The organism is Patescibacteria group bacterium, from assembly GCA_041675205.1.
Taxonomy (GTDB): domain Bacteria; phylum Patescibacteriota; class Patescibacteriia; order GWA2-46-9; family GWA2-46-9; genus JBAYUF01.
Genome location: JBAYUF010000003.1, coordinates 156,519 through 180,355, shown reverse-complemented (window position 1 = coordinate 180,355; position 23,837 = coordinate 156,519). Strand labels below are relative to the sequence as shown.

The window sequence follows — 23,837 nt, the reverse complement described above, 5'->3', positions numbered from 1 at the left end:
CCGGCAGCCGTGGCGGAAGCACTTATGCGGCTCTTGGGAAATGAAACAGAACGGGAGCGAATGGGGCGCAATGGCCAAACGAGAGTGCAAGAAAAGTTTAGTGCCGCGGTGTTTGAGCGCCGGGTTCGTGAACTGTTCCCGGTATGATTAGCGTCATTATTCCAGTTTACAATCACGCGGCTTCGCTTAAGCGTTGTCTTGAAAGTTTACAGGCGCAAACACAGCAGGATTTTGAAGTCATAATTATTGACGACGGTTCGACTGACGCAATTGCTACTGTATTTACGGATATCTCGGCAACTATTTATGGCACTGGTGTTGCCGTCATTCTTCAGCAACGAAATGCTGGTGCGCCAGTAGCCAGAAACAGAGGAGCGGAAGTCGCTCGTGGGGATTACGTACTGTTTCTCGATGCCGATACGGTATTGGCACCAACGATGCTGGCCACGCTACTGGACGCATTGAACAACTCAGACGCCGCATATTGCTATGCGTGGTACACACTGCACGGAAAGCAATTTAGGCCACCAGAATTTTCAGAAACCGAGTTGCGGAAAGGTAATTACATTCATACCAGCGCTCTTATTCGACGTGCCACATTTCCAGGTTTTGATCCGTCACTGAAGCGATTCCAGGATTGGGACCTTTGGCTCACCATGGCCGCAAATGGTCATGCAGGCGTACGTGTGCCGCAGCTTCTCTATAGTTTATCCGAGGAGAGGCCGGGAATAAGTCAGTGGGCACCACGATGGGCGTATATGCTGTGGAGCATCTCAGAGAATATTTTTGGTTACTCGCCCGCATGGTATCGTTCATTTTGTGCCGCAAAACAGGTGGTACAACGTAAACATGCACTCTAGTATGGATATAGTTATTGTCAGTTGGAACGTACAGGCGGCATTAAAAGAGTGCCTGCAGAGTATTAAGAAATATAGCTCGGAAATAGCGGTCGTCGTCGTCGACAATGCGTCAACCGACGGAACAGTAGAAATGTTGAAATGCGACTTTCCAGATGTGCACTGCATCTTTAATACGTCTAACGTTGGCTTTGCCCGAGCTTGTAATCAAGGCGCAAAGCGTGGTGTAGGGGAGCTCATACTGTTCTTAAATCCGGACGCCATACTGTGCTCTGGGAGTATCGAGGCGCTAGAGTCCTTTTTTGCAGAGCAACCCTACGTCGGGATAGTCGGACCAAAAATAATTAATGACGACGGAACTATACAGCCATCGGTAAGGCGTTTTCCTGCTCTGCCGGCTTATTTGTGGGAACTTCTGAAACTTGAACGGGTGCTACCGAGTAGCTTCGTTCGTCGAAACCAGTATTCGGCGTTCCGTTATGACACGCTACGAGCGGTTGATCAGGTTATGGGTGCGGCGCTCGCTATTCGTCGAGCACTATTTGAAAAAATGAATGGATTCGATGAACGGTTTTTTATATGGTTTGAAGAAGTTGATTTGTGTTATCGAGCCAAAGCATTGGGGTGGCTTATATTCTTTGTGCCGCAAGCGTTAATTATTCATCAGCGGGCGGCATCATTTCAGCAGCGTAGTATTCTGTGGAAATATTTGCGATTTGGTCAAAGTGGCGCGACTTATTTTTACTTGCGACACCGATATTTTTCAGCTTTACTCATTGTCTTCTTGCTTGTGCTGTATCTGCCCATCGTTGTGATTCTATGGCTAGTCGGTCGTCGTCACCGTTCGTAGTATGTCTTCGTTATCACGTCGTCAGCTATTGTACTGGTGGGCAGGACTTCTCGTAGCGTCGCTACTTTCTTTGCTGAGCTACTACGTACCAGCACTTGCGCAGCCACTATTTTGGCTAACGGTGGTTGCCTTTTTAATTACGGCGTGGCATTCGATTGGTCTTGCGACGCTCCTCGCCATAAGCGAACTCGTTATTGGCGCGCACGGCTATTTGTTCTCAACGATGTTATTCGGCAATAGAGTGTCCATTCGATTGGCATTTTTTGTCATGCTTTTCCTTTTGTCAAGCTATCGAGTAGTACTTTCATTTTCTGATTTCAAACAAAGCGTGAAATGGTTAAAACCTTTTTTCCCTTTTGCTGTTGTTACTGTCCTCGCGATAGGACTCGGCATCTATCATCAACACAACCCAGGTGACATTTTTTTGGATGGGAATGGGTATTTGGCTTTTGGTTTGCTTCTGCCGTTTTCCATACTGTATCGACAAGTTAATTTTAAAGAAAATCTATTGCGCATTGTACTACTTGCAAGTAGCTACGTGGCCATCCAAACGGTTCTCTTCCTCTACGTCTTTAGTCATCCTGCCTTTACCTATTTCGCTTTCGATCTCTACACCTGGCTACGGCAAAATATACTGGCTGAGGTAACCGCGACGGTGACGGGTGCATACCGCATCTTTACACCGAGTCAATTATTTCTTCTGCTTGGTTGGTCTATAGCAATTTGGCAATTAGCGCTAGAGGAGAAGCGTGGAAAGAAAGGTGGCATGTGGTTCGCACTTGCTGCTCTATATGCGGGAAGTTTACTCATAAGTTTCTCACGGAGTTTCTGGCTCGGCTGGCTCATTAGTTTCTGTTTTGCCGCACTGTACGCTTTAACTCGTACTGCGCGTACTTTTGTCACGTTACTAGTCTATTCGTTCGCCAGCGTTGTCGTTGGGTTTGCGTTTGTCTTTGCTGTCGTCCGCTTTCCATTTCCTGGTGCGGCTGGCTCTTTTCTGTCCTTCGGAGACAGATTCAATTTAAGTAGCGAGGCAGCGGCATCAAGTCGATGGAATCAGTTAGTACCACTTCGCGAAGCGATAGAGGAACGACCACTACTAGGTTCAGGTTTTGGCCGCTCAATCACGTATCTAAGTAATGACCCTCGTGTTCGTGCAATTGAACCGAGCGGGGAGTACACAACAGTCGCTCTGGAATGGGGGTATCTTGATATGTTGCTGGAGTTTGGCCTGGTGGGCTTGTTGGCGTTTTTAATGGCGGTTTGGGGCTGTATACGGCTTCAGAACAATGGTGCAGTGGCTGTTGGTGTATTCTTTGGTGCCGTCGCGGCGCTCGGTACGCATATTGGTTCCCCCTATTTCAATCATCCAATTGGCATCACGTTACTGTTAATCGTTTATGTACTACGCGAGGATTGGCAAAGCCGTGCGGTAGCCGTTGATAAAAGCATCGGCAGTAACAATTCGACCGCTGTCGACCTGTAAACGTTCAACAATAAGGCAGCCATCAGAGGCTATGAGATGTAGTTTCTTTTCTTTACGATAGAGTCCGGGTGAAAAATTGTGACTCTCGGAACATGGCTTCGCAGCCATGAATTTTATGGTACGCGTACGTTCGTTTATTAGTACGGATGCGTAACAGCCAGGCCATGGTGCATACGCAAGTATTTTTCTGTATATAGTATTCGTGACATCAGAAGAAAGATCTATAGCGCCGTCTGCGCGGGCAAGCGTCGTTGTTACCGTGGCCTTGCTGTGATCCTGCTCTGTTGCTTTGCCATTCTCGAAATAGGGGAGTACATGCGTTCGCACAAGGTTGGCACCTAGCTCACTCAACGTTCGTTCAAGTTCGGGCGCGTCTTCTGACCCAGTCATTCGATACCTGGCCTGGGTAATGATGGGTCCGTGGTCCATCGCTTGATCAAGCACCATCAGGCTAACGCCAGATTCCTTGTCACCAGCCAGAATGGCCGCCGGAATGGGGGTGGCCCCGCGATATTTTGGCAGTAGTGATGGATGAACGTTTAGTACGTTGTTTGGAAGGAGTGCCAGAACCGACCCAGGTATCATGAGGCCATAGTCCGCCACTAAAAGACCGTTCATAGTGGCGCTCTCACAGTGTGGCAATAGCTCGCTACTTTTTTCCGTTATGATGCACGTGCTATTGAGCTGTGCGGCGACGTCAACAAGTGGAGAATCACTTTTGCCATGCTTCCCTTTTACAAATACAAACGGCACCGTTGCCACGTCAGCAAGTGCCAGCAGTATCGGTATAGCAAACGCGCCCGTGCCAGCAAAGCCGATACGATAGTTTTTCATCTTAGTTTGTGGCGTACACTTTGCGAGTTCTATCAACAAAAAGTATGCCGTTGGTGTGATCGACTTCGTGCTGAATAATTCGAGCAAGTAATCCGGAAGCGTCGAGCATGATTGGAGCTCCTTTTCGGTCGAGCGCCCTTACTCGTACGCGGTAGTTGCGTCGCACCGGACCAAAAAAACCTGGTACTGATAAGCAACCTTCCTCAGAACTTTGCCGTCGTAGTGATCGGTAACTAATTTCGGGGTTTATGAGAACTATTGGCTCATCACCGCGAGTAATGACGACGGCGCGAATCATTTCACCAATTTGCACACTGGCGATACCGATGCCGTCAGCATGCCACATGGTGGCAATGAGGTTATCGAGATATCGTACGAAAGTTGGTTCGTGAATGCGTGATTCTGGTATGAGTTCCGATTTTTGCCGCAGCCGTGCGTCTGGCAGGGTCACGAGTTTAAAAATTGTAGCCATGGCTCGACTATAGCAACGTGGGAGCGTTGTGGTCAACGATGGCGTCGTCAGGTAGGACTGACCAGATTGCACTGAAATTCGTTCCTTTTGGGGCATGAATGATGATATTTTTCTGACTAACGGTGTACGTCGCCCGTGGAAGTATCTCTTTCAAACGGGTACCAATTTCAGGCGAGGCAGTACGCAGGGTAATTGATACCACTTCTCCAAATGGTGGATACAAAAACCTTTTTCTGTCGTCCCTCTCAGCGTCATAGAGAATCTTTGGGTCGGAGTGCGCGAGCGCCTGATAAACGGGATGCTGCGGCTCCGCAGTGTCGATGATGAGTGATTCGCTCGTGGCAGCCCCAAGCGTTGCGAGCAAGTGGTACGTGGCTTCATTTGAGAACCAATTTGGTGCAGCTAGATAGCTGTCGGCACGCAGGGCAATAATGGTTTGAAATCGCGGAAGAGCGTAGAGGTGGGGGACAATAAAAGGCGTGGCAACGGTTAGCTGCGACGGTATATTTTTAGAGGCAGTCGAAAGTGTTTCCGCAGTCAACTGAGTAATCTTTGTTTCAGGTAGTTGCTTTGTGAGCCAATTCATTACTCTCTCTACGCCAGTGCCAACCATTCGAAAGTCGCTCCCTTTGCATTCCGGACACAGTGCCGGCGCTGGTGTGGCCTGGCTGCATAGTGGGCAGCGCAACATTTTTTGGGAAGCGTCTGCGTAAGATAAACGATGGTCACAAACAGGACAGCGTGGCATAAATTCACAGTCGCGACAAAGTGGCGCCGCATAGCCACGTCGTGGAACGAGGACCAGCGTGGAAGGAGTAATGTGCCCCACGAGATTTGAATCAAGCGGATGCTGTCGTTCTTTGGAATGTACAGCCCGACGATCAGCTATAATAATACGCCGTTGCTTTTCAGTTTGATGAGCAACGGGAAGTGCGTTGAGAAGCGTCGTTGGTGCCACCGTGGAAGAAACCAAAATAGGTATTTTTAATGCACTAGCCATGGTGCTTGCTAAAACGGTGGCGTCATAATGCGGCTGCATGTCCCACGAACGGTGTCCGTCAGCGGTCGGGTAGTGCACCATAATATTACCCAGGTTCACGAAAGGCAAAAAAAGAGCACTTCGTGTACCCACAATCACCTCCACATCACCACGCGCAACGCTTCTATAAATTCTGGCGCTTTCCGTACGCGACAGACTGCCGTGCCACAGTTCAGCCCGACAAAATTTTTTGTACGCCGCCGTAACCTGAAATAGTTCTTCGCTATCAGGAAGGAGTATAAGTGACTGCTGATCCAGACGAATTGCGCTTTTCGTTCGGGCTACGTAAAGGTCATCGGTGGGGTTTGGAAGTACACCCGTCAGTATGGCACTTTGTGACAAGGGCAGCAGAGGCTTTTTTTGTCGTGTTATGCTTGTTATTTTTTTTACTGCTGCCACGGCGTGCATCTCTGGCCGGCGTGCCAAATCGGGTAAGAGGGTAGTGAGTGCGGTAGTTTCCGTTGCCCCGTAGTAATTGACAAGTTCTTTACGTAGCCACTGCTGAGTTTTTGTTAATGCTGCATAGGTAAGAATTTGTGAAATCGTTTGTAGTTTATTTTTAATGGTTGTTTTTGCCACCACAGTGTCGACAACGCCCAGCACCAGTCGATTTCTGAATGGCACTATAACAAGCGACCCCTTTGCTGGTTCTAGACCCTCAGGTACTGCGTACGTGAAGCACTGCCGAACGTGTCTCGGCAGTCGAATTCGTGGGGTTATATTCGCGAATGACATACGGATAGTATACAGGGTTGTTCAGCCTTATGTTACTGCGCTGACCCGCGTGTGGTATACTTTTTTAATGCTACCCATCGTATCAATTGCCAGCGCCATTTGCGCTCTGATAAGCGCCGTCGTAACGGTGCGACTTATGCAAATGCGACATCAACATACGAGCGATGCGTTGCGATTATTTGTAGCTTGGTTTTGGGTATTGACGGTCATGTTTGCCGTTTATGCTCTGCCCGAGCTTCTGGTACGAACTGGAGCAGGTAATGCAGTAGTTGATTTTTTGGGCAGCGTAATCGTTTACGCAAGTTGCGTTATTCTTATACAAATTCCCGCTGTTTTTTTAAACCGTAGAGAAGCTGGTGTGGTGGCGGGTATCATTATTACCACTATCGGTCTCGTTTACTGCATTGGTATAGTCCTGAGTCCTGAAGCAAGTATTCGTGAGACGTTCGGCCCATACGTGTTTTGGTGGCCGCAGACATCTCAGTGGTTACGCGCCATGACAGGAATTGTTGCCGGAATTACCACTTTTTCTTTTGTTCTAACTTTTTTTCTTCTCGGGGTTCGTGCTCATTCAGATAAAATAGTGCGACGACGGTCGTTCTCCATGGCTGGCGGTATGTTGGCTCTATTGATAACGGCCGTGTCAGTACTGACCACAACCGGAGCGCACACTGCATTTGATATCACCCGCTTAATAATGGGCGCAGTACTTATGGTTTTGGGTACGAGCTTACTGTATTACAGTTTACTTTCTATACCATCGGACAATGCCAACAGTACTACTTCGTAGTGGTGCGTCGTTTGGTTTTCTTTGCCGTAGTTACTTTGAAAGTAAATCCGTTCTTGTCATTATCCACGAGTACTTGGCTTCCCGCCGGTAGTTCTCCACTGACAATGCGTCGGGCAATTTCATCTAGAATAGTAGACTGAATAGCGCGTTTAAGTGGACGCGCGCCAAATTCAATACTGTAACTTTGTTCCATGAGATGCTGTTTAGCTTTCTCGCTGACAGTAATAACAATGGCTTTTGCTTGAAGTCGTTTTGATACGAGTTCTAGCTGCAGGTCAATTATGTGCTCCATATCAGCCTTTGAAAGGTGATGGAATACAACAATATCATCGATGCGGTTTATGAATTCTGGCTTGAAATGATTACGCACGGCCAGCTGAACCTGTTCAATGAGTTGCTCTTCACGAGCTTTTGCAACAGAAATTTTATTACCTTCAAAACCGAGATTGAACTCTTCAATGAGGCTGTTGCCGAGGTTTGAAGTCATAATGATGATAGTGTTTTTGAAGTTTGCGGTGCGTCCACGAGCGTCCGTTAATCGACCATCCTCTAATATCTGGAGTAGCAAATTAAAGACATCCTCATGTGCTTTTTCTATTTCATCAAAAAGCACGACCGCATATGGTCGGCGACGTATTTTCTCCGTTAGCTGTCCGCCTTCTTCGTAGCCAACGTACCCTGGCGGCGAACCAATAAACTTTGCAGCACTGTGTCGCTCCATGTATTCCGACATGTCCACACGAATAACCGCTTGCTCATCATTGAACATGAAGGTGGCGAGTGCTCGAGCTAATTCAGTTTTTCCAACGCCGGTCGGTCCAACGAATAGGAAGCTGCCGATTGGGCGACCCTCTTCGCCTATACCTGCTCGAGAACGACGGAGGGCGTTCGCCACGGCACTGATTGCGTCGCGCTGGCCAACGACCCGTTTTGATAATTCGGCTTCGGCGCGGACTAATTTTTCGCTTTCTGCTTCCAGCATTTTTTCGACTGGAATGCCCGTCCATCTCGCAACAACGCTGGCAATATCCTCGGCCATGACCTCCTCCTTCAAAATACGTTGGCCCGTTTCCTTTTCCAAATCAAATAGTTGACCTTCGTGAGTTTTAATTTCTGTTTCTCGAGCAGGAATTTCACCATAGCGAATTTCTGCAACTCGCTGAAATTCAGAATTACGCTCAGCTGACTCCGCTTCCTGTCGGAGTTCATCAACCCGTTTTTTAGCGGCGCGTATCTTGCCAATCGTTTCCTTTTCGCTTTTCCAGTGAATTGAAAGTTGGTTTGACCGTTCTTTAAGGGAAGCTAGTTCGGCCTCGAGGGTTGTTAGTCGCGCTTGTGACGTCGCATCAGTTTCTTTTTTTAATGCCTCCCGCTCAATTTCAAGCTGCCGTATTTTTCGTTCAAGTTTATCGAGCTCGGTCGGAAGACTATCAATTTCCATTCTGAGCGCCGAAGCCGCTTCGTCGATAAGATCAATCGCTTTGTCTGGCAAGAAACGCTCTGTAACGTATCGATGTGATAATTCAGCCGCGGCCACAACTGCCGCGTCTGTAATTCGCACTCCATGATGAATTTCATAGCGTTCTTTGAGTCCGCGGAGAATCGCAATGGTATCTTCGATCGATGGTTCGCCCACGTACACTGGCTGGAATCGACGTTCGAGTGCTGCATCCTTTTCAATAAAGCGTTGGTATTCGGATAGGGTAGTGGCACCGATAGCATGCAGTTCACCTCGGGCGAGCGCTGGTTTTAGCATGTTGGCGGCGTCGATGGCGCCTTCAGCTGCCCCGGCACCAACCAGCGTATGTAGTTCATCAATAAATAAAAGTATCTTGCCAGCGGCGCTGTCAATATCGCGTAGCACGGCTTTTAATCGATCTTCAAATTCACCCCTAAATTTTGCACCAGCTAATAGAGAACCAAGATCAAGAGCAACGAGCTCTTTGTCTTTGAGTGTTTCAGGAACGTCACCACTGGCAATGCGCTGCGCCAGACCTTCCGCGATAGCTGTTTTACCAGTACCCGCTTCACCAATCAGGACCGGGTTATTTTTAGTGCGTCTGGATAAAACTTGCATGACGCGCCGAATTTCGTCGTCGCGGCCAATAACAGGGTCAAGTTTATTCTGCCGTGCTAAGGCAGTTAAGTTTTTTGCATACTTTTCAAGAGCTTGAAATTTACTTTCTGGCTCTGCGTCGGTTACCCGTTGATTGCCTCGCACGTCAACTAAAACACGCAGTACGTCCGCATAGTTGACCCCTATGGTGTTTAGTAACTTTTGTGCAGGGCTCGTGACGTCGGTCAATGCTAAAAATAGATGCTCGGTGCTGATGTATTCATCCTTCATGTTTGCGGCTTCGGCTTCAGCGCGTTTCATAACATCCCCCATGGATTGACTGAGGTAGATTTGTGCCGCTCCGCCACCAGCCACTCTGGGGTAGGTTTCAAGCAATTCAGACACACTGCTCTTCAGTTTGGTGGTGGGGATTTCTAGACGTTTTAAAATAGGTATAACAATGCTGGCCTCTTGTAGAAGGAGCGCCGCGAGAAGGTGACCAGCTTCTATTTGCTGATGTCCGTGCTCAGCCGCTAAGTGATAGGCGCGCTGGAGTGCTTCTTGAGATTTATTGGTGAAGTTGGTCATATTTTGGCACTCGAGCAAATTGAGTGCTAAAAGAATAGTAGAAAAGCTTTGGTTGAGCGTCAATAGCATTTCAGCTTATTCGGTCTTCCTGGTAGCATACCCGTAATGAGAAACTATGCGTATTCAATTCCACTGGATGTTGTAACCCACAAAGCTGCGGTTTCTAAAGTATCCGGTTGGCTACATAACAATGGACAGTACTATATTATAACGCCGAATCCAGAAATGGCCGTGATGGCCATTAAACATGCTGGCTTTCGCAATGTATTGGATGGAGCAAGCCTCAGCATAACTGACGGTAGCGGTTTATATTTTGCTGCCAAATTAGCTGGCGTTCCGCTTCCAGAAAAAATTGCTGGTGCAGATTTCGTTGAAAGTTTATTAAAAGAATTGCCACCGGAAACGCGTTTCTTTTTTCTTGGTGCTGAAGGCGGGGTAGGGGAGCTAGCGGCTACGAAAGCCCGACAGCAGTTCGGTGCAAACGTCGTTGGCACATTTGAACCGCCCCGCAACACATATACCGTTTCTGCCGATATCCTTACCGTGCTGAATACAGCAGCGCACGAAGAAGTACTTGCCGCTATTCGAGCGTCTCGGCCGGATGTCTTGTTTGTTGCCTTGGGTCACGGAGTGCAAGAACGGTGGATAGCGGCATTTCAACCCGCACTACCCTCAGTACGGGTGGCAATGGGGGTAGGCGGCACGCTCGACTATCTGGCTGGTACGGTTCAGAGGGCGCCACGATTTCTACGTCGACTGCACCTGGAGTGGCTCTGGCGACTTTTACAACAACCAAGTCGATGGCGAAGGATTCTCACCGCTATCGCATTTTTCCCACTCGTCGCTATTGCCTGGACAACCAAAAGTACAATTCGCTATCGATCGAATGTTGTGGCGTGTATTGTAAATGCAAATAAAGACATTCTGGCTGTCTCGCGGGTAAGCGATCAGAATCATTGGCAGCTGCCGCAGGGCGGTCGGGAGTCTGGAGAGACCATCGAGATGGCAGCCCTTCGAGAGGTAAAAGAAGAAGTTGGTATGGTTAGTCTGACAGTGATTGGGAGAACAGCGGAAAATCTTTACCGTTATTCCTGGAAGCGCCGATATCAAGCGAACAATCAGGGCATCAATTTTAGCAGGCGGAGTGCCTACAAAGGACAGGCACAAACAATTGTCTACCTACAGTTTACGGGTTTAGAAACAGAGATTACACTAGATACTATTGAACATGATGCTTGGCAATGGGTTTCGCAAAAGGACCTTATGCAGTTCGTGCATCCCGTTCGTCGACCAATTGTGGCGCTTGCGCTAACACACCTACCTGAAACACTGAAGCAATCCTATGAATAATATTCGTACCCGTTTTGCGCCTTCCCCCACGGGAGAGCTCCATATTGGTGGCGTGTGGATGGCGCTCTTTGGTTATATGTATGCAAAACATACGGGCGGCAAGTTTATTTTACGCATTGAAGATACCGATAGAAATAGGTTTGTCGTTGGGGCTGAAGAGCGCCTCATTGAAACACTGCACTGGTACGGAATACAGTACGACGAGGGTCCAGACATTGGCGGACCATATGGGCCGTACCGCCAGTCGGACAGACTAGCCTTATACCAAGAGCACGCTCGGCAGCTTCTCGCCAATGGTTCAGGGTACCGTTGCTTCTGCTCAGCAGAGCGACTGGCTCAGGTTCGTAAGGAACAAGAACTTCGGCATGCACCAACTGGCTATGATGGCGCCTGTAGGGAATTAGCAGTTGCCGAGGCAAATGCCCGAGCTGAACAGGAGCCGCATGTCGTGCGATTACGTATGCCACGAGAAGGAGGTACCAAATTTATAGATAGTATTCGCGGCGAGGTAAATTTTCAAAATGCGTTGCTCGATGACCCTGTGCTTCTAAAGTCTGACGGCTGGCCGACGTATCACTTGGCGAGCGTGGTCGACGATCACTTGATGGAAATTAATCAGGTCATTCGCGGGGAAGAATGGTTACCGTCGACGCCGAAGCATCTCGTTACGTATGCCGCATTTGGTTGGCAACCGCCACAGTATGCGCATGTGCCACTCATTCTCGGCACCGATAGATTGAAATTAAGTAAGCGGCATGGTGCAGCAGCGGCGGCTGGGTTTCAAGAGCAGGGCTACGTGCAGCCAGCTTTAATAAATTTTTTGGCGCTCCTCGGCTGGCACCCGAAAACTGATAGGGAACTATACTCTTTGACTGAACTGTGTGGTCTGTTTGAGTTGGCGGATGTCAATAAAGCCGGTGCAATATTTAACATGGAGAAGTTGCAATGGATGAATCAGCAATACCTGCGAGCCATGCCAGAAAATGAACTGACCGAGCGAACATTGCCGTTTCTCATCGCCAGTAACGTTGTTACTGAAGCAAACGGCAACTTTAAAACCGCCAGTGGCAACATAGTGAGTCGGCATATGATTTCAGCCGCCTTACGTGGCACGGTTGATAGGATGCAAACACTTGCGGACGCGCCGGGACTGGTGGCTGAAATGTTAAGTGATGCACGGGAGTACGAAACAGAATTATTACTCTGGAAGGGGAGTACTGCTACTAGTACGGCAGTGATACTACAGTCGGTAAAAGAATACCTGGGAACGCTGCCGGATTCTATGTATGGAAATGCTGAAGAACTTGAAAAGAAACTGCGAGAATGGATCGCAGAGGAAGGGCGTTCAGTGGGGGACGTGCTTTGGCCGCTCCGCGTTGCACTATCCGGCCAGGCAAAAAGCCCAAGCCCGTTTATATATTTGACTGTACTTGGCCGGGAAGTGTCTCTGGAGAGAGTGGAGCGAGCATACACCAGCCTTACGAAAGGAAAATAACTATGTTCTTTACTCGTGGACTTACCCTTACGTTGGTCGCGCTACTGCTTTTTGTGCCGCTTCAAAGCAGGGCGGAAAGTGTTGATGAATTACAGGCACAAATTAAAGCGAAGCAGGAGCAAATTCAGCGACTACAAGATACTGCGAAAAAATATGAAGCGAGCCTTCGTCAAAAACAACAAGAACGCCGCACGTTGGCGAACCAGCTAGGCATTCTGGCCGACACGGTAAGTCGAACAGAAACCCAAATTGAAAGCACGCAACTTTCTATAGAATCAAAAAATCTTGAAATTAACGGACTGGAAGAAGCTATCAGCTTACGTGAAGGTGAGCTTAGTGAATTAAAGCTTGATTTAGGTGGCCTGCTACGGTACATGGCCTTGCAGCGGTCTCGCAGTCCACTGCATACATTTTTTGCCACCGGCAGTTTCTCAGATTTCTATACGTCTTTGCAAAAAGTGCAGGTGTTGCAAGTGCGTATTGGTGAAGCCATTGATGGCGTCGCCGAAATAAAGGCCACGCTTGCGACCCAACATGATTCACTCAGTGGAAAGCGTGATGAGCTACTCGGCGCTTCAGAGGTTTTGCAAGACGAACATTCAAAGCTCGAAGAGCAGCAACTGTTAAAGGAACGTATACTTTCAGTAACGCAATCCTCAGAGAAGAAATTTGAAGCATTACTCCAAGAAGCTAAGCGAGAACAGGAAGCGGCAAATGCTGATGTAGCGGCACTAGAAGTGAGTGTTCGTCAAAAACTTAAAGAGCAGGGGGTAGTGGACACTGGTCAGGCACCGCCGCTTATTTGGCCGGTACCAAAAAACAGAGTGACCACGCTGTTTCGGGACATTGATTACCCATTTAAACAGCTCTTTGAACATAATGCCATTGATATTCGCGCCGCCGCCGGAACAACGATTCGTGCGCCGGCTGCAGGTTACGTTGCTAAAGTGAGGACTGGAAGCCCAAAAAATTATTGGTATGTCGTGCTTATTCACGACGGAAACATTACAACGGTGTTTGGGCATATATCTAAGCCGCTCGTCAGTGCCGGGTCATTTGTAACCCAAGGACAACCCATTGCCCTGTCAGGTGGGTTACCAAATCAACCAGGATCGGGGCCGTTTAGCACTGGCGCACACCTACATTTTGAGGTGCACTTAAATGGCTCTCCAGTTAATCCATTAAACTATCTACCATAAGTATGCCTATAGCTATCGGAATTGTATTTCACGGTTTTGTAACGGCTGTTATTGCTGCCGTGGCGTTTGTACTCGTATATGAGTTATTGAAACGTGAGAATGATCGGTATCGTTCGTACAGTTTTTTTTGGCTCGCGACTGGCTTTCTCTGGTTGCAAAATGCGATTCGTAATTTTGGTTTCGGTATCTTCGCTGAAGATTTTCCTCGCTATGAGTCATCTGTCCTCAGTCAAGCCACTGTCTTTTTGAGTGGTGTGCCATTGTTTTACTATGTCGGAATTAAGGTTTTTAGAAGCAAGGTGGTGGCGCGACTACTTGCTGGACAAGCAGCCATAGCAGGCATTATAGGAACATACTTTCTTTTTCAGCCAAGCGGAATATTTTTTGCACCAATCAGCTTTTTTACGGCTGAGGCTGTCGCAAATGTAGTGTCGAGTATGATATTCAGAGTTGAGATTGCTGTTGTGGCGCTTTTACTTCTCACTAATATTATTCGTCATCGACACGACAAACAGGCCGACGGCCACAACCATGAAATTTGGTATGACCTCGCCATATTACTCTACGTGGCACTCGGTGGTATCGACCTAGCAAAAATTGTTGACGATTGGGCGCTGGTTATTTTTCGTCTATTATATTGTGCCGCATTTTTATTGGTGTTTATCTTGGTGCGTCACGACCAGGAGAACGATGATACCTACATGGTGAGAACCCCAACAGCGACCTAGTTCATTATTAAATAATGGGGCAGGGGAGAGACCTCTTTGAATTGTTTCGCCACACTCAATTTTCGCACTGCAACGCCCTACTTTAAAAATATATTCGTGTGATGATTGCGTCTTGGTTGTCACAACAAGAACAAGACGTAAAAAGATGTCGTCAGCAGTACCTGACCGCGCGGTTAACCCTAAGGGGAGTATTCAAATAGCTTAAGGAAACAGATACTCTAACGTCGCACAATATATCTTATGCGACACATCAATCATGGTTTTCTTTGCTTCTACTAATACTTTTAATATCCGGCGTGGTTCCCAATACGTTCACCTTTTGTTCTGATCGCTATTGCAGGTGTTGCGTTCCCATATTCTGTCCGGCGGATAGATTAAATATGCATTCAGGACAAATGCCAACTTCCGGGTTTATAAATAATCTTTCAGAATCTATAAAATTCCTTTTGAGCACTAGTTTACCTATAGCAACTTTCATCGGCCTCCTGGGTCATTTAAACGGCTCTCAGCGTGCATGTTTTTGATGGATATACCTATTCTACCCCTTCCCTGACTCGTACTAAATATAACCAAGCCAAGTGTCGCACAACATTAATTTACATTTTGAAATATCAAAATGCTTACAATGATAGTAGTCCTGCTACAACAGCTATCATTCCGACCGTGTTGGAATGTTTACTAAGTCTGTTGTGCCGTCGATAGACGGCCAGCAGCGGGGCAATGTAATACCGTTAATAAACGGCCGGCAGCGGTACACAATCTACGAATACCTTATTCCTGGTAGTACACTCTTGTATTTGAGAAACGGAGATCAATGTATCGCAAACTGCCCGGCCAAGGTTTACTGCTAGCAATTCGGTTTTCATAGAATGCTTTGAGCTTGGTAACTTGCACATCCATCGGTAGTTCCCTATTGAGCCGGAGCGACCAACCAGCATCCATCACAACGCTAATTGAATAGAGATTATTTTTATCAACAAAATAATTTCGTTCTAGAGCAGCCATACCAGGAATGTCAACTGGTAGTAACGCGTCAGCACTCTGCAACCAACTAAGAATCTCCGGTGGCAGCGCTTCTGAACCATTTACCAAAGGGTCAATGTGGTCAACGAGAGCTATTTTAATGCCAGACGGTTTTGGTGCAAATGACTCTCCGATAACCGTACCTGCAACATCAACCTCGTACCACCTGTTGGCTGCTGTGATGTTTGCAACAGGAATATTTTCAGTAATTCGAATGCGTAGTTCGCCTGGTGGCAGCCGGTCAATTTCAATTCGTTGCACCCGAACAGAGGTTAGCGCCTCGCGAAGTTTTTGGGTTGGAAGCGTAAAAAAATATCTTGAGGAAATAAAACCAAGTCTCGGGTGGCTCTCTAAATACTGCGCTGCTTCAGCAGCAACAGTTTGTGGTCGTAAATAGGTTGTTCCCTCGACAGTAATGGTATGGGCGTAAAAGAAATTGGTACCAAACGTTCCGTACGCCAAAAGCAATAGCACAATGTAAAAAATGAGCCGAGACTTCCTAGAAACGGTTTGGCGCTTTGAACGAACAGGAAATGGTTGCCGTGGTGGAGTTTGCTGTCGGGTAAATACTCGCATCAAGAACCACTTACTATGCGGCTATCGTGTCTTTCCCCATGAAATCCCGCAATACTTCCGGTATCGTTACTGATCCATCTTCATTCTGAAAATTTTCGAGTATTGCAACCACCATGCGGCTTATGGCAAAAACAGTGCCATCGTTCATGTGGGCAAATTCATTACCCGCAGCTGTTTTAAGCCTCGTACCGAGCCTTCTGGCCTGAAAGTCGGCCATGTAGTCTGCTGAATGCGTCTCACGATACGTTTGCTGGGCTGGTAGCCAGCAATTAATATCTAGTTGTCTTGCGTCAGGTGAACCCATGTCACCAGTACATACCGCAATAACCTCGTGTGGGATGCCAAGTTCCTGCAGCAGTGCCTCCTGGATACCAACAAAAAAATTCTGTTCAGCAATACCCAGGGCTGACGTTGTAAAACTTTCCATTTCAACTTTATCAAACTGGTGAACACGAATCATGCCGCGCGTGTCTTTTCCATATGACCCAGCTTCCCGTCTGAAACAGGTCGAAAAACCAACATAGCGAATGGGGGCACTGTCGGCCGGTAAGGTCTCATCCATATGTAGCGGTCCAAGGCTATGTTCAGCACTGCCAACCAGGTACTGATTATCCTGAGGCAGGTAGTAGCGTTCATCCTCATCTACGCCGGGCGTAAGCCGAGCCATTCTAATGTAGGTTTCTGGCTTGATGATGACTGGCGGCACAACTGGTATAAATGGCTTGTCACTCACGCCTGCACGCTCAGCAATTGGCCGCAGCCATTCGCGATTCGTAAGCCGCCGCATAGCGTGGGTCACGAGTGCAAATTCTAAAAGTGCTGCATCACCCTTGAGATAATAAAAGCGTGCACCAGATATCTCCGCTGCTTTGGCCATATCGATTATGCCAAGTGCTTCACCAAGCGCGAGGTGATCCTTTGGTGGGAAGACGACTGGCGGTACACTCCCCCATTTTCTCAGCACCACATTTTCACTATCATCCTTACCGTCAGGAACGTCATCAGCCAAAATATTTGGAAGAAGTCGCCACGCCGTTTGTCGCGCACTCGCAACTTCGTTAAGGAGAACCTCCTCTTTTTTAATTTCTTCCTTGTTTACTTTTGCAGCCTCAATGTTGCGGTTTGCGGAAAGTTCTTTTTGCTTTTTGCGCAAAGCGTCAACCCGCTCAGTTGCTTCACGCCACTCATTGTCAAGTGCTATTAAAGCATCGACCGAACTTTCATTGCCGCCGCGGCGGCGGACGGAAGCTCGCAATTGCTCCGGGTCTTTTCTAATAAGGTCAATATCTATCATACCGTTGCGGCACTAGTTGTTGAAATCGTTTTTTCTGCTAAGGCTCGTAGTCGTGACGACCTATAAACATCTGACCGGTAGGCTTCAATCATACGAATTGAGGCGCTGATTTCGGTTTCTGATAGCTTTTTTGTAATAGTAGCACGGAGGCCAGTCTGATCGTAACCAAGCACAAGTACCTCTGGCCGAAGCTTTTCGATTATATCGTACGTATTTGGTGTATTGTCGGCAGCCACAACATCCGTAACAACGGCCATATCGCGCAGTCTACCCTCCCGCACGGAATAGCTATTAACTGGTGGCCTCCCTTTGTAGGTAGTTACAAGTGTATCTGGTGTTAACGCCACCATTACCGAACCAAATTTGGCAGCGGCCGTCAAAAACCGCACGTGTCCTGGGTGGAGCACATCAAACGTACCAAAAACGAGTACTCGTTTACGCATACTTAGTTCTCAGCTTCTGGTCGCAATGTCGGGAAAAGGATGACTTCTTTCAAGGTAGTGTTGCCTGTAATAAGGGCCGCCAAGCGGTCAATCCCCATGCCAAGGCCAGCCGCCGGCGGCATACCGTGCTCGAGCGCAGTAATGAAATTTTCATCAATGCGATGTGCTTCTTCATCGCCCGAATCACGTAATTTTTCTTGCCCTTCAAAGCGCTCACGTTGATCATCTGGGTCGTTTAATTCAGAGAAGCCGTTTACAAGTTCGATGCCTCCTCCAAGCACAAGCTGAAAACGTTCGGTAAGCTCACTATTACCTTTCAGGCGTTTCGCTAATGGCGATAGACTGACCGGATGGTGAATTAAAAATGTCGGCTGCAGAATATTTGGTCGCACGAGAACCTTGTACGTCTTATCGAGCAATGTTCCGCGGCCGTCGGTTACTTCACAATCTATATTTCGTTCCTCCATAAACGCCTTGAGTGCCACGTCGTCAAGGGCACCTACGTCTATCTTCGCCGCTTCATTTAAAGTGGTCATCCAGTCTTTTCGTGCGTACGGAGGCGTAAAGTCAATCGTCTCTCCAGTCGGGCCCACCACCGTCATGCCGCCAGTTAATCGCAGCAGCAGAGTAGAGAGCATTTTTTCAACAAACCGCATGTAGGCTTCGTAATCCGCAAAGGCCTCGTACATTTCAACTTGCGTAAACTCGGGGTTGTGGCTGTGGTCTATGCCTTCGTTTCGGAAACAACGAGCGATTTCATACACCTTCGGGATGCCACCAACCAGTAGTCGTTTTAAAAATAACTCGGGCGCTACTCGTAAGTACATGTCGAGGTCGAGTGCATTAAAGTGTGTCATGAATGGCCTGGCAGTTGCGCCACCTGGAATATCTTGCAGAATAGGCGTTTCAACTTCAATGTAGCTATTTTCATCAAGGAAGTTCCTGAGTTCGCGAAGTAGCGCCGCACGAGTCAAGGCAGTTTTTTTGGCTGGTTCGTTGACAAGCAAATCAAGATATCGCTTGCGGTATCGTATCTCAACGTCACTAAGCCCGTGCCATTTCTCAGGCAGCGGTCGAAGCGCTTTTGTAATAATTATTGGCGCTGCGTTGCACAATACCGACGGCTCCAGACGCTTAGTGAGAAAACAGGTTCCCCTAGCCGACACAAAATCGGCCACATCTATCGTCTGCAGCGCCGCATACTGGTCGTCTCCCAGGTCATCTTTCTTGCAGTAAAGCTGCATCGTGGCCGTGCCGTCGTCGATAGTCATAAATGTCGATCCACCGTGCTCACGAATGCTTCGAACTCGCCCAACGACACTAACGGTGGCAGTTTCAGTTAGAAGTGTTTCAAATTGTTCCCGCAGTGCTATAAGTTCGTGCGTTCGCTCTACGGTGCTTGGGAAGGGGTCTTTTCCTGCCGCTCTAAGTGCCACGAGTCTGGCCCGGCGGGTCGTTAGCTCGTCGTGCGGTTCCGCCATACTATCGAATTTCTACAATAGTCAGTACCCGACTTCCACGGGGGGTTTCGATAGGCACACTATCCCCTACCCGGCGATGGAGTAATGCTTGGCCGACGGGAGAGTCGTTAGAAATTTTACCGTGTATTGGATCTGCTTCGTTCATACCAACAATCATATACGTTTGCATTTTTTCAGCGTCGTCCTTTACGGTTACTGTCGAACCAATTGAAACACTATCGTGCGTTGTCGGTGCCACACTAACGGCTGACAGAAGCAGTTGTTCTAATTCTTTTATCCGCGCTTCCGTAAAGCTCTGATCATCTTTGGCCGCAGCGTACTCAGCATTTTCTTTGAGGTCACCGTGTTCTTTGGCACTTCGAATACGCTCTGTAATCTCTGGTCGCAAACGAGTTTTCAGATCAGCAAGCTCTCGCTCCGCCTTTTGTCTCCCCTCTTCAGTTATCATTGTCTCAGCCAGATATTTTCATTAAGTATATGTTCTCTACAGAGTACAAGTTTTTTATCGACTTGTCAAAGGAATTTTGATTGAAATTGCTATACTTCTGAGGTATCTCGGGTGTAAAAAAGATTGAGCGTCCAATCAATGGCAACACGAATTTTATTTGCGGTACCAACTAATTTTGATAGGTATACTGTCCGCCATAGCCACCAAGCAAAAGCACCAGAAATGAAATAGCCATAGACCGTTCCGGCGGCTTTCCATTGCCCAAGTGAGACGAGAAGCCCTTGCTCCTTGTAGCTATACCCCTGCAGTGTCGTTCTGTTTATTAGCGCGACAATATTCATGGCCGCGACTTTTGCTTGCTCGACTGCGGCTTGTGCGGTTTGTGGTGCATCAACCCCTGCCAAATCTCCTACCACAAAAACGTTCTTGGTATTTGGCACCAAAAGGGTTGGTGAAACGATTATGCGCCCGGTAGTACCACGCTCGGGCAAAGGAGTGATTGGTACGGTTATCGGTGAGATACCGGCCGTCCAGGCAACCAGACCAACAGGTATCACACTGTTTTTAACTTGAATACTGTTTTCTGCAACGCTTTCGATTGCAGTAGTAAGGTGAACAGTGATTCTTTTCAATCGCAACAGACGACTAACGTAGTTGCTGGTTCGTACTCCAAATTGTGGTAATAGTGAGGAGCCGGCGTGGTACAGCTGCACATCTAATTTCTCTATCGGACATTCTGGCGATGATCGTGCGTATGCGTTTGCTAAATCAACCAGTTCAGGTGCTAGCTCAACGCCGGTTGGTCCACCACCAACAACTACCCACCGCAGTAGTCTTTCTTGCTCTCCGGAGTCTTTTGTGACGCTAGCCGCTTCTAGTAGCTTCAAGGCGCGATTACGAATACACACCGCGTCGCGCATCGTTTTTAGACCGAGGGTAAACTCCTTAGCCCCCGGAATGTCAGAAAATCTGGTTTCAGCACCGAGCGCCACTACTAAATAATCGTACGGCAATGAACACATATCAGTTTGCACCGTCTGAAGTTCTGCATTGATACCGGTCACTGTTGCCTTCAAAAACTTACCTTCTCCCACCCGTACAATTTGTCGAATGGGTTGAACGATATCGTGTCGATTTAAACCACCAGTTGCCACTTCGTGCAGCATGGGGCTGAACAAAAAATAGTTGTCTCGGGAAACAAGCGTGAGCTCATGATTCTGGTGACCTCGAAGCAACTTCGCTAAACGGCGATACGCATAAACGCCGCCAAAGCCGCTACCTAATACAACAATGCGGATTGGCACCATACGCTACTGTCCCGTCGGCTTCGAATCAAGCTCTGAAAGCGTCAGTGAAATCGTTACAATTTTTCCACCTCGATTAACGAGTAGCGTGAGCGTGTCACCTGGGTTAAATTTTCCAACCATACGCTTCAGTGTGTTTTGGCCGCGAACGAGTACACCATTCACGGTTAGTATGACGTCGTTCTCTTTTAATCCAGCTTTATCAGCCGGCGAACCGGCGAGCACGGCTGGTGCAGGAATGTCGCCGGCGCTCACCAATGCCCCATAGTCCTGCGCTAATCGCTTCTCTTCTTGAATGTCTGGGGTAACCGTAAGGTAACGAACACCGACGTACGGACGAACAATGCGACCATGCTTCTGGTACGATTTCAGCGCTTGGGCCGCATTATTGATAGGAACCGCAAAGCCAACCCCATTGCCTTGACGATTGACGGCACTATTTATACCAACGACTTCACCACGAGAGTTAACGAGTGGTCCACCTGAATTTCCAGGGTTAATAGCTGCGTCTGTTTGAATAGCATCTTCGTAGGTTTCGGTGCCGCCAGTGGCATCATTACTTGCGGAAAGAGATCGATTTAAACCACTAACCACGCCTCGCGTTACACTGTTTTGATACTGACCGAGTGAATTGCCTATCGTCATCACGGTAGCGCCAATCTGCAACTTGTCAGAATCAGCGAATGGCAGTGGTTGGAAATTTGTTCCCTTTATTTTCAAAATAGCGATGTCGTTAAGCGGGTCGATGGCCAGACTATCCACAGTAAAACGACGACCATCTCCAAGGAAAACCCGGTACGTTACCCCCACAGACTCAACCACATGACGGTTGGTAAACACCAACCCGTCTTTGGTAGCAAAAAAACCAGAACCCCGTGACACTACAGATCGCACACCATTTTGTTCTTGAAGGCCAACGACACTCACCACACTGGGTAACGCCTTAGCAATTGTGGCGATAAATGCCTCTTCCTCCACGCTCGGTGTTACGCCGGCGCGAAGCGCTGTCGTAGTAACTGCGTAACCACCGGTAATGAGTACAACCAGGCTGATAGCTAAAAATAGGTTTCTGTATTTTTTAAACATAGTGAAATTTACTTATATGCGTATAGTATCACGAATGTAACGAATGTCTTTCTGGTGTCGGAGACGCTCTTTGTTATAACCGGCCGTATTAAGTTTATGCGCTTTGAGAATATCGCCGAGATACCGACGGCCCAAGTATGGTGGTATAACCACGTAGGTCGCCCCATGGAGATATAGCTGTTCGGCATCTGCCTCTTGGTACGCCGCACAAATAAAAATTAATTTCTGATTCTTTGCTCTGAGTCGGCTGAGCAAGGTTATATTTGTTTCCAAGTCTGGAATTGTCGATATGGCCAGCTTCACGTTCGCGAGTGGCAAATCAGCGACGAGGTGCGGGTCGTCAGCCGAACCAAAAATGTACGGCACGTTCTCCTGCTCCAACTGGTTTGTAATTTGTGGATTGTGTTCTACGACAATAAAGTTTCTGCGCATTGTCTTTAGGGTGGTCACCAACCCTCGGCCGAGTCGATGGCAACCAAAAAGTATGGTGTCGCATGTTTTTGGTAGGTCAGCGGTTGGCGTAACGTCGTCTTTACCAAAAAAGAACACGAGCATTGGTTCAAGAAAATTGAAAATGCTACGACTGTGCATCATGAAATATGAGGAAAAGAATATCGTAATGATGCCGATGATTGCCACTGGTCCAAACAACTCTGTTGGTATGTGACCAAGCGCCGCGCCGGTTGCAATGAGAATGAGCGAGAATTCACTAATTTGCGCCACCGTGAGACCAGTGTAGAAGCTCGTTCGAAGGGTATAGCCGGCGGGCCGGAGGAGAAGCATCACAATAAAAGGGTTCCCTATCAGAATGAAAGCTGAAAAAACACTAATCCATACCCAGTTTGCCTCAAAGGTGGAGAGAGAAACGTGCGTTCCAAGAACCACAAAAAACATAACGAGGAAAAAATCGCGCAGCGTATTGACGCTCGCCGCTAGCTCCCGCTGATATGGAGACGCCGAAAGAAGAACGCCAGCGAGTAAAGCACCTAACTCATATGAAAAGCCAAGACTAGCAAAAGCAGTTGCGAAGACAAAGCAGCACGTTAAACCAAAAAGGAACAGAATCTCTCTCGTTTGGGCAAAGTATTTATCTATTCTCGGCACCACATACGCAGAAAGAATGTAGACGCTCGTGATAATGAGCGTAATCTTGATGAGAATCGTCGCAACAAAAACTGAGGCGGTCGCTCCCTCGGGTGCGCTCGACAGAAAAAGAAAGATAATCATGGCCACGACGTCTTGCACCAGCATGACACCCGTAGCCAGACGACCATGGAGACTGTCTTGCTCTTCTTTTGTATAGAGGAGCTGCAAGATAACGATGGTGCTTGAGAACGTGAACGCCACCGACAAATAGAGCGCCGTCAGCCAACTAAAATTAAGCGCCAGGGCAATTAAAAAACCAACGCCTGAAGTAAAGATAATTTGGCCAAGACCTGCGAACACGGCCATGTGGCCAATCTCTCTAATCATCTGCGGCTTCAGTCGTAACCCAACTAGAAATAGAAGTAGCGCTACGCCAATGCTAGCAAAGGTATCCACCGCATCATTTTCATGCACAATTCCCAAAACAAAAGGGCCGACCACCATACCGGTGATGAGGTAGCCAACCATGAGCGGTTGTCCCAGTCGACGCATCACAACGGATAGCACCGTTGCGATTGCTAAAATTGCGGTGAGCTGCAAAAAGAAAACAGGCATGC

Annotated in this window: 20 protein-coding genes; 8 read left to right on the top strand and 12 right to left on the bottom strand. The window is 47.9% G+C overall.

Annotated features, from left to right (window positions below; genetic code table 11):
• Positions 1–143: 143 nt before the first annotated feature.
• The 3 genes from WC052_03090 to WC052_03080 are packed head-to-tail and all read left to right on the top strand — an operon-like array spanning position 144 to position 3,193.
• The gene (locus WC052_03090) at positions 144–860 is read left to right on the top strand and encodes a glycosyltransferase family A protein (protein ID MFA7286617.1); all 717 of its coding nucleotides are present in this window, start codon (positions 144–146) and stop codon (positions 858–860) included.
• A gap of 1 nt (position 861) precedes the next feature.
• Positions 862–1,707, top strand: coding sequence for a glycosyltransferase family 2 protein (locus tag WC052_03085; GenBank protein ID MFA7286616.1), 846 nt, complete (start codon positions 862–864; stop codon positions 1,705–1,707).
• 1 nt (position 1,708) lies between these two features.
• A complete protein-coding gene (locus WC052_03080; protein ID MFA7286615.1) occupies positions 1,709–3,193 on the top strand; it encodes an O-antigen ligase family protein in 1,485 nt (494 codons plus the stop codon).
• Here WC052_03080 and WC052_03075 read toward each other — a convergent pair.
• The 3 genes from WC052_03075 to WC052_03065 are packed head-to-tail and all read right to left on the bottom strand — an operon-like array spanning position 3,113 to position 6,273.
• Positions 3,113–4,027, bottom strand: a complete 915-nt coding sequence (locus tag WC052_03075) for a methionyl-tRNA formyltransferase (GenBank protein MFA7286614.1) — start codon at positions 4,025–4,027, stop codon at positions 3,113–3,115. The two genes, WC052_03080 and WC052_03075, sit on opposite strands and share 81 nt — an antisense overlap.
• 1 nt (position 4,028) lies before the next feature.
• A complete protein-coding gene (def, locus tag WC052_03070; GenBank protein MFA7286613.1) occupies positions 4,029–4,499 on the bottom strand; it encodes a peptide deformylase in 471 nt (156 codons plus the stop codon).
• Between the two features lie 7 nt (positions 4,500–4,506).
• Positions 4,507–6,273: a hypothetical protein gene (locus WC052_03065; GenBank protein MFA7286612.1), complete on the bottom strand. Its 1,767-nt coding sequence runs from the start codon at positions 6,271–6,273 to the stop codon at positions 4,507–4,509.
• A gap of 67 nt (positions 6,274–6,340) precedes the next feature.
• On the opposite strand from WC052_03065, the gene WC052_03060 reads away from it, so the two are divergent.
• On the top strand, positions 6,341–7,063 hold the full coding sequence (locus tag WC052_03060) for a hypothetical protein (protein ID MFA7286611.1): 723 nt from the start codon (positions 6,341–6,343) through the stop codon (positions 7,061–7,063).
• On the opposite strand, the gene clpB is transcribed toward WC052_03060, so the two are convergent.
• The gene (gene clpB, locus WC052_03055; protein ID MFA7286610.1) at positions 7,053–9,707 is read right to left on the bottom strand and encodes an ATP-dependent chaperone ClpB; all 2,655 of its coding nucleotides are present in this window, start codon (positions 9,705–9,707) and stop codon (positions 7,053–7,055) included. The two genes, WC052_03060 and clpB, sit on opposite strands and share 11 nt — an antisense overlap.
• A 105-nt stretch (positions 9,708–9,812) precedes the next feature.
• On the opposite strand from clpB, the gene WC052_03050 reads away from it, so the two are divergent.
• From WC052_03050 to WC052_03035, 4 genes are read left to right on the top strand one after another with little or no spacing between them, the layout of a single operon-like run.
• Complete coding sequence (locus WC052_03050; GenBank protein ID MFA7286609.1) at positions 9,813–11,057, top strand: WecB/TagA/CpsF family glycosyltransferase; 1,245 nt, start codon at positions 9,813–9,815, stop codon at positions 11,055–11,057.
• Positions 11,050–12,552, top strand: a complete 1,503-nt coding sequence (gene gltX / locus WC052_03045; GenBank protein MFA7286608.1) for a glutamate--tRNA ligase — start codon at positions 11,050–11,052, stop codon at positions 12,550–12,552. Before WC052_03050 ends, gltX begins: the two co-directional genes overlap by 8 nt.
• A gap of 2 nt (positions 12,553–12,554) precedes the next feature.
• Complete coding sequence (locus WC052_03040; GenBank protein ID MFA7286607.1) at positions 12,555–13,751, top strand: peptidoglycan DD-metalloendopeptidase family protein; 1,197 nt, start codon at positions 12,555–12,557, stop codon at positions 13,749–13,751.
• A gap of 2 nt (positions 13,752–13,753) precedes the next feature.
• Entirely contained in the window at positions 13,754–14,479 is a 726-nt protein-coding gene (locus tag WC052_03035) for a hypothetical protein (GenBank protein MFA7286606.1), read from the top strand.
• A 771-nt stretch (positions 14,480–15,250) separates the two neighbouring features.
• Here WC052_03035 and WC052_03030 read toward each other — a convergent pair.
• The 8 genes from WC052_03030 to WC052_02995 all read right to left on the bottom strand — a co-directional run bounded on the left by WC052_03030 (position 15,251) and on the right by WC052_02995 (position 23,835).
• Positions 15,251–16,078 carry a hypothetical protein gene (locus WC052_03030; protein MFA7286605.1) on the bottom strand — a complete coding sequence of 276 codons (828 nt, stop codon included), beginning with the start codon at positions 16,076–16,078 and terminating at the stop codon, positions 15,251–15,253.
• Between the two features lie 13 nt (positions 16,079–16,091).
• A complete protein-coding gene (serS, locus tag WC052_03025) occupies positions 16,092–17,372 on the bottom strand; it encodes a serine--tRNA ligase (protein ID MFA7286604.1) in 1,281 nt (426 codons plus the stop codon).
• On the bottom strand, positions 17,369–17,815 hold the full coding sequence (locus WC052_03020) for an adenylyltransferase/cytidyltransferase family protein (protein MFA7286603.1): 447 nt from the start codon (positions 17,813–17,815) through the stop codon (positions 17,369–17,371). The genes serS and WC052_03020 overlap by 4 nt, the downstream gene beginning before the upstream one ends.
• 2 nt (positions 17,816–17,817) lie before the next feature.
• Positions 17,818–19,296 carry a lysine--tRNA ligase gene (lysS, locus tag WC052_03015; protein ID MFA7286602.1) on the bottom strand — a complete coding sequence of 493 codons (1,479 nt, stop codon included), beginning with the start codon at positions 19,294–19,296 and terminating at the stop codon, positions 17,818–17,820.
• 1 nt (position 19,297) lies between these two features.
• Entirely contained in the window at positions 19,298–19,744 is a 447-nt protein-coding gene (gene greA / locus WC052_03010; protein ID MFA7286601.1) for a transcription elongation factor GreA, read from the bottom strand.
• 89 nt (positions 19,745–19,833) lie between these two features.
• Positions 19,834–21,051 (bottom strand): NAD(P)/FAD-dependent oxidoreductase, encoded by a 1,218-nt coding sequence (locus WC052_03005; GenBank protein MFA7286600.1) that lies wholly within the window; start codon positions 21,049–21,051, stop codon positions 19,834–19,836.
• Between the two features lie 3 nt (positions 21,052–21,054).
• Entirely contained in the window at positions 21,055–22,134 is a 1,080-nt protein-coding gene (locus WC052_03000; protein ID MFA7286599.1) for a trypsin-like peptidase domain-containing protein, read from the bottom strand.
• A 12-nt stretch (positions 22,135–22,146) separates the two neighbouring features.
• Positions 22,147–23,835: a cation:proton antiporter gene (locus WC052_02995; protein MFA7286598.1), complete on the bottom strand. Its 1,689-nt coding sequence runs from the start codon at positions 23,833–23,835 to the stop codon at positions 22,147–22,149.
• Positions 23,836–23,837: the final 2 nt, after the last annotated feature.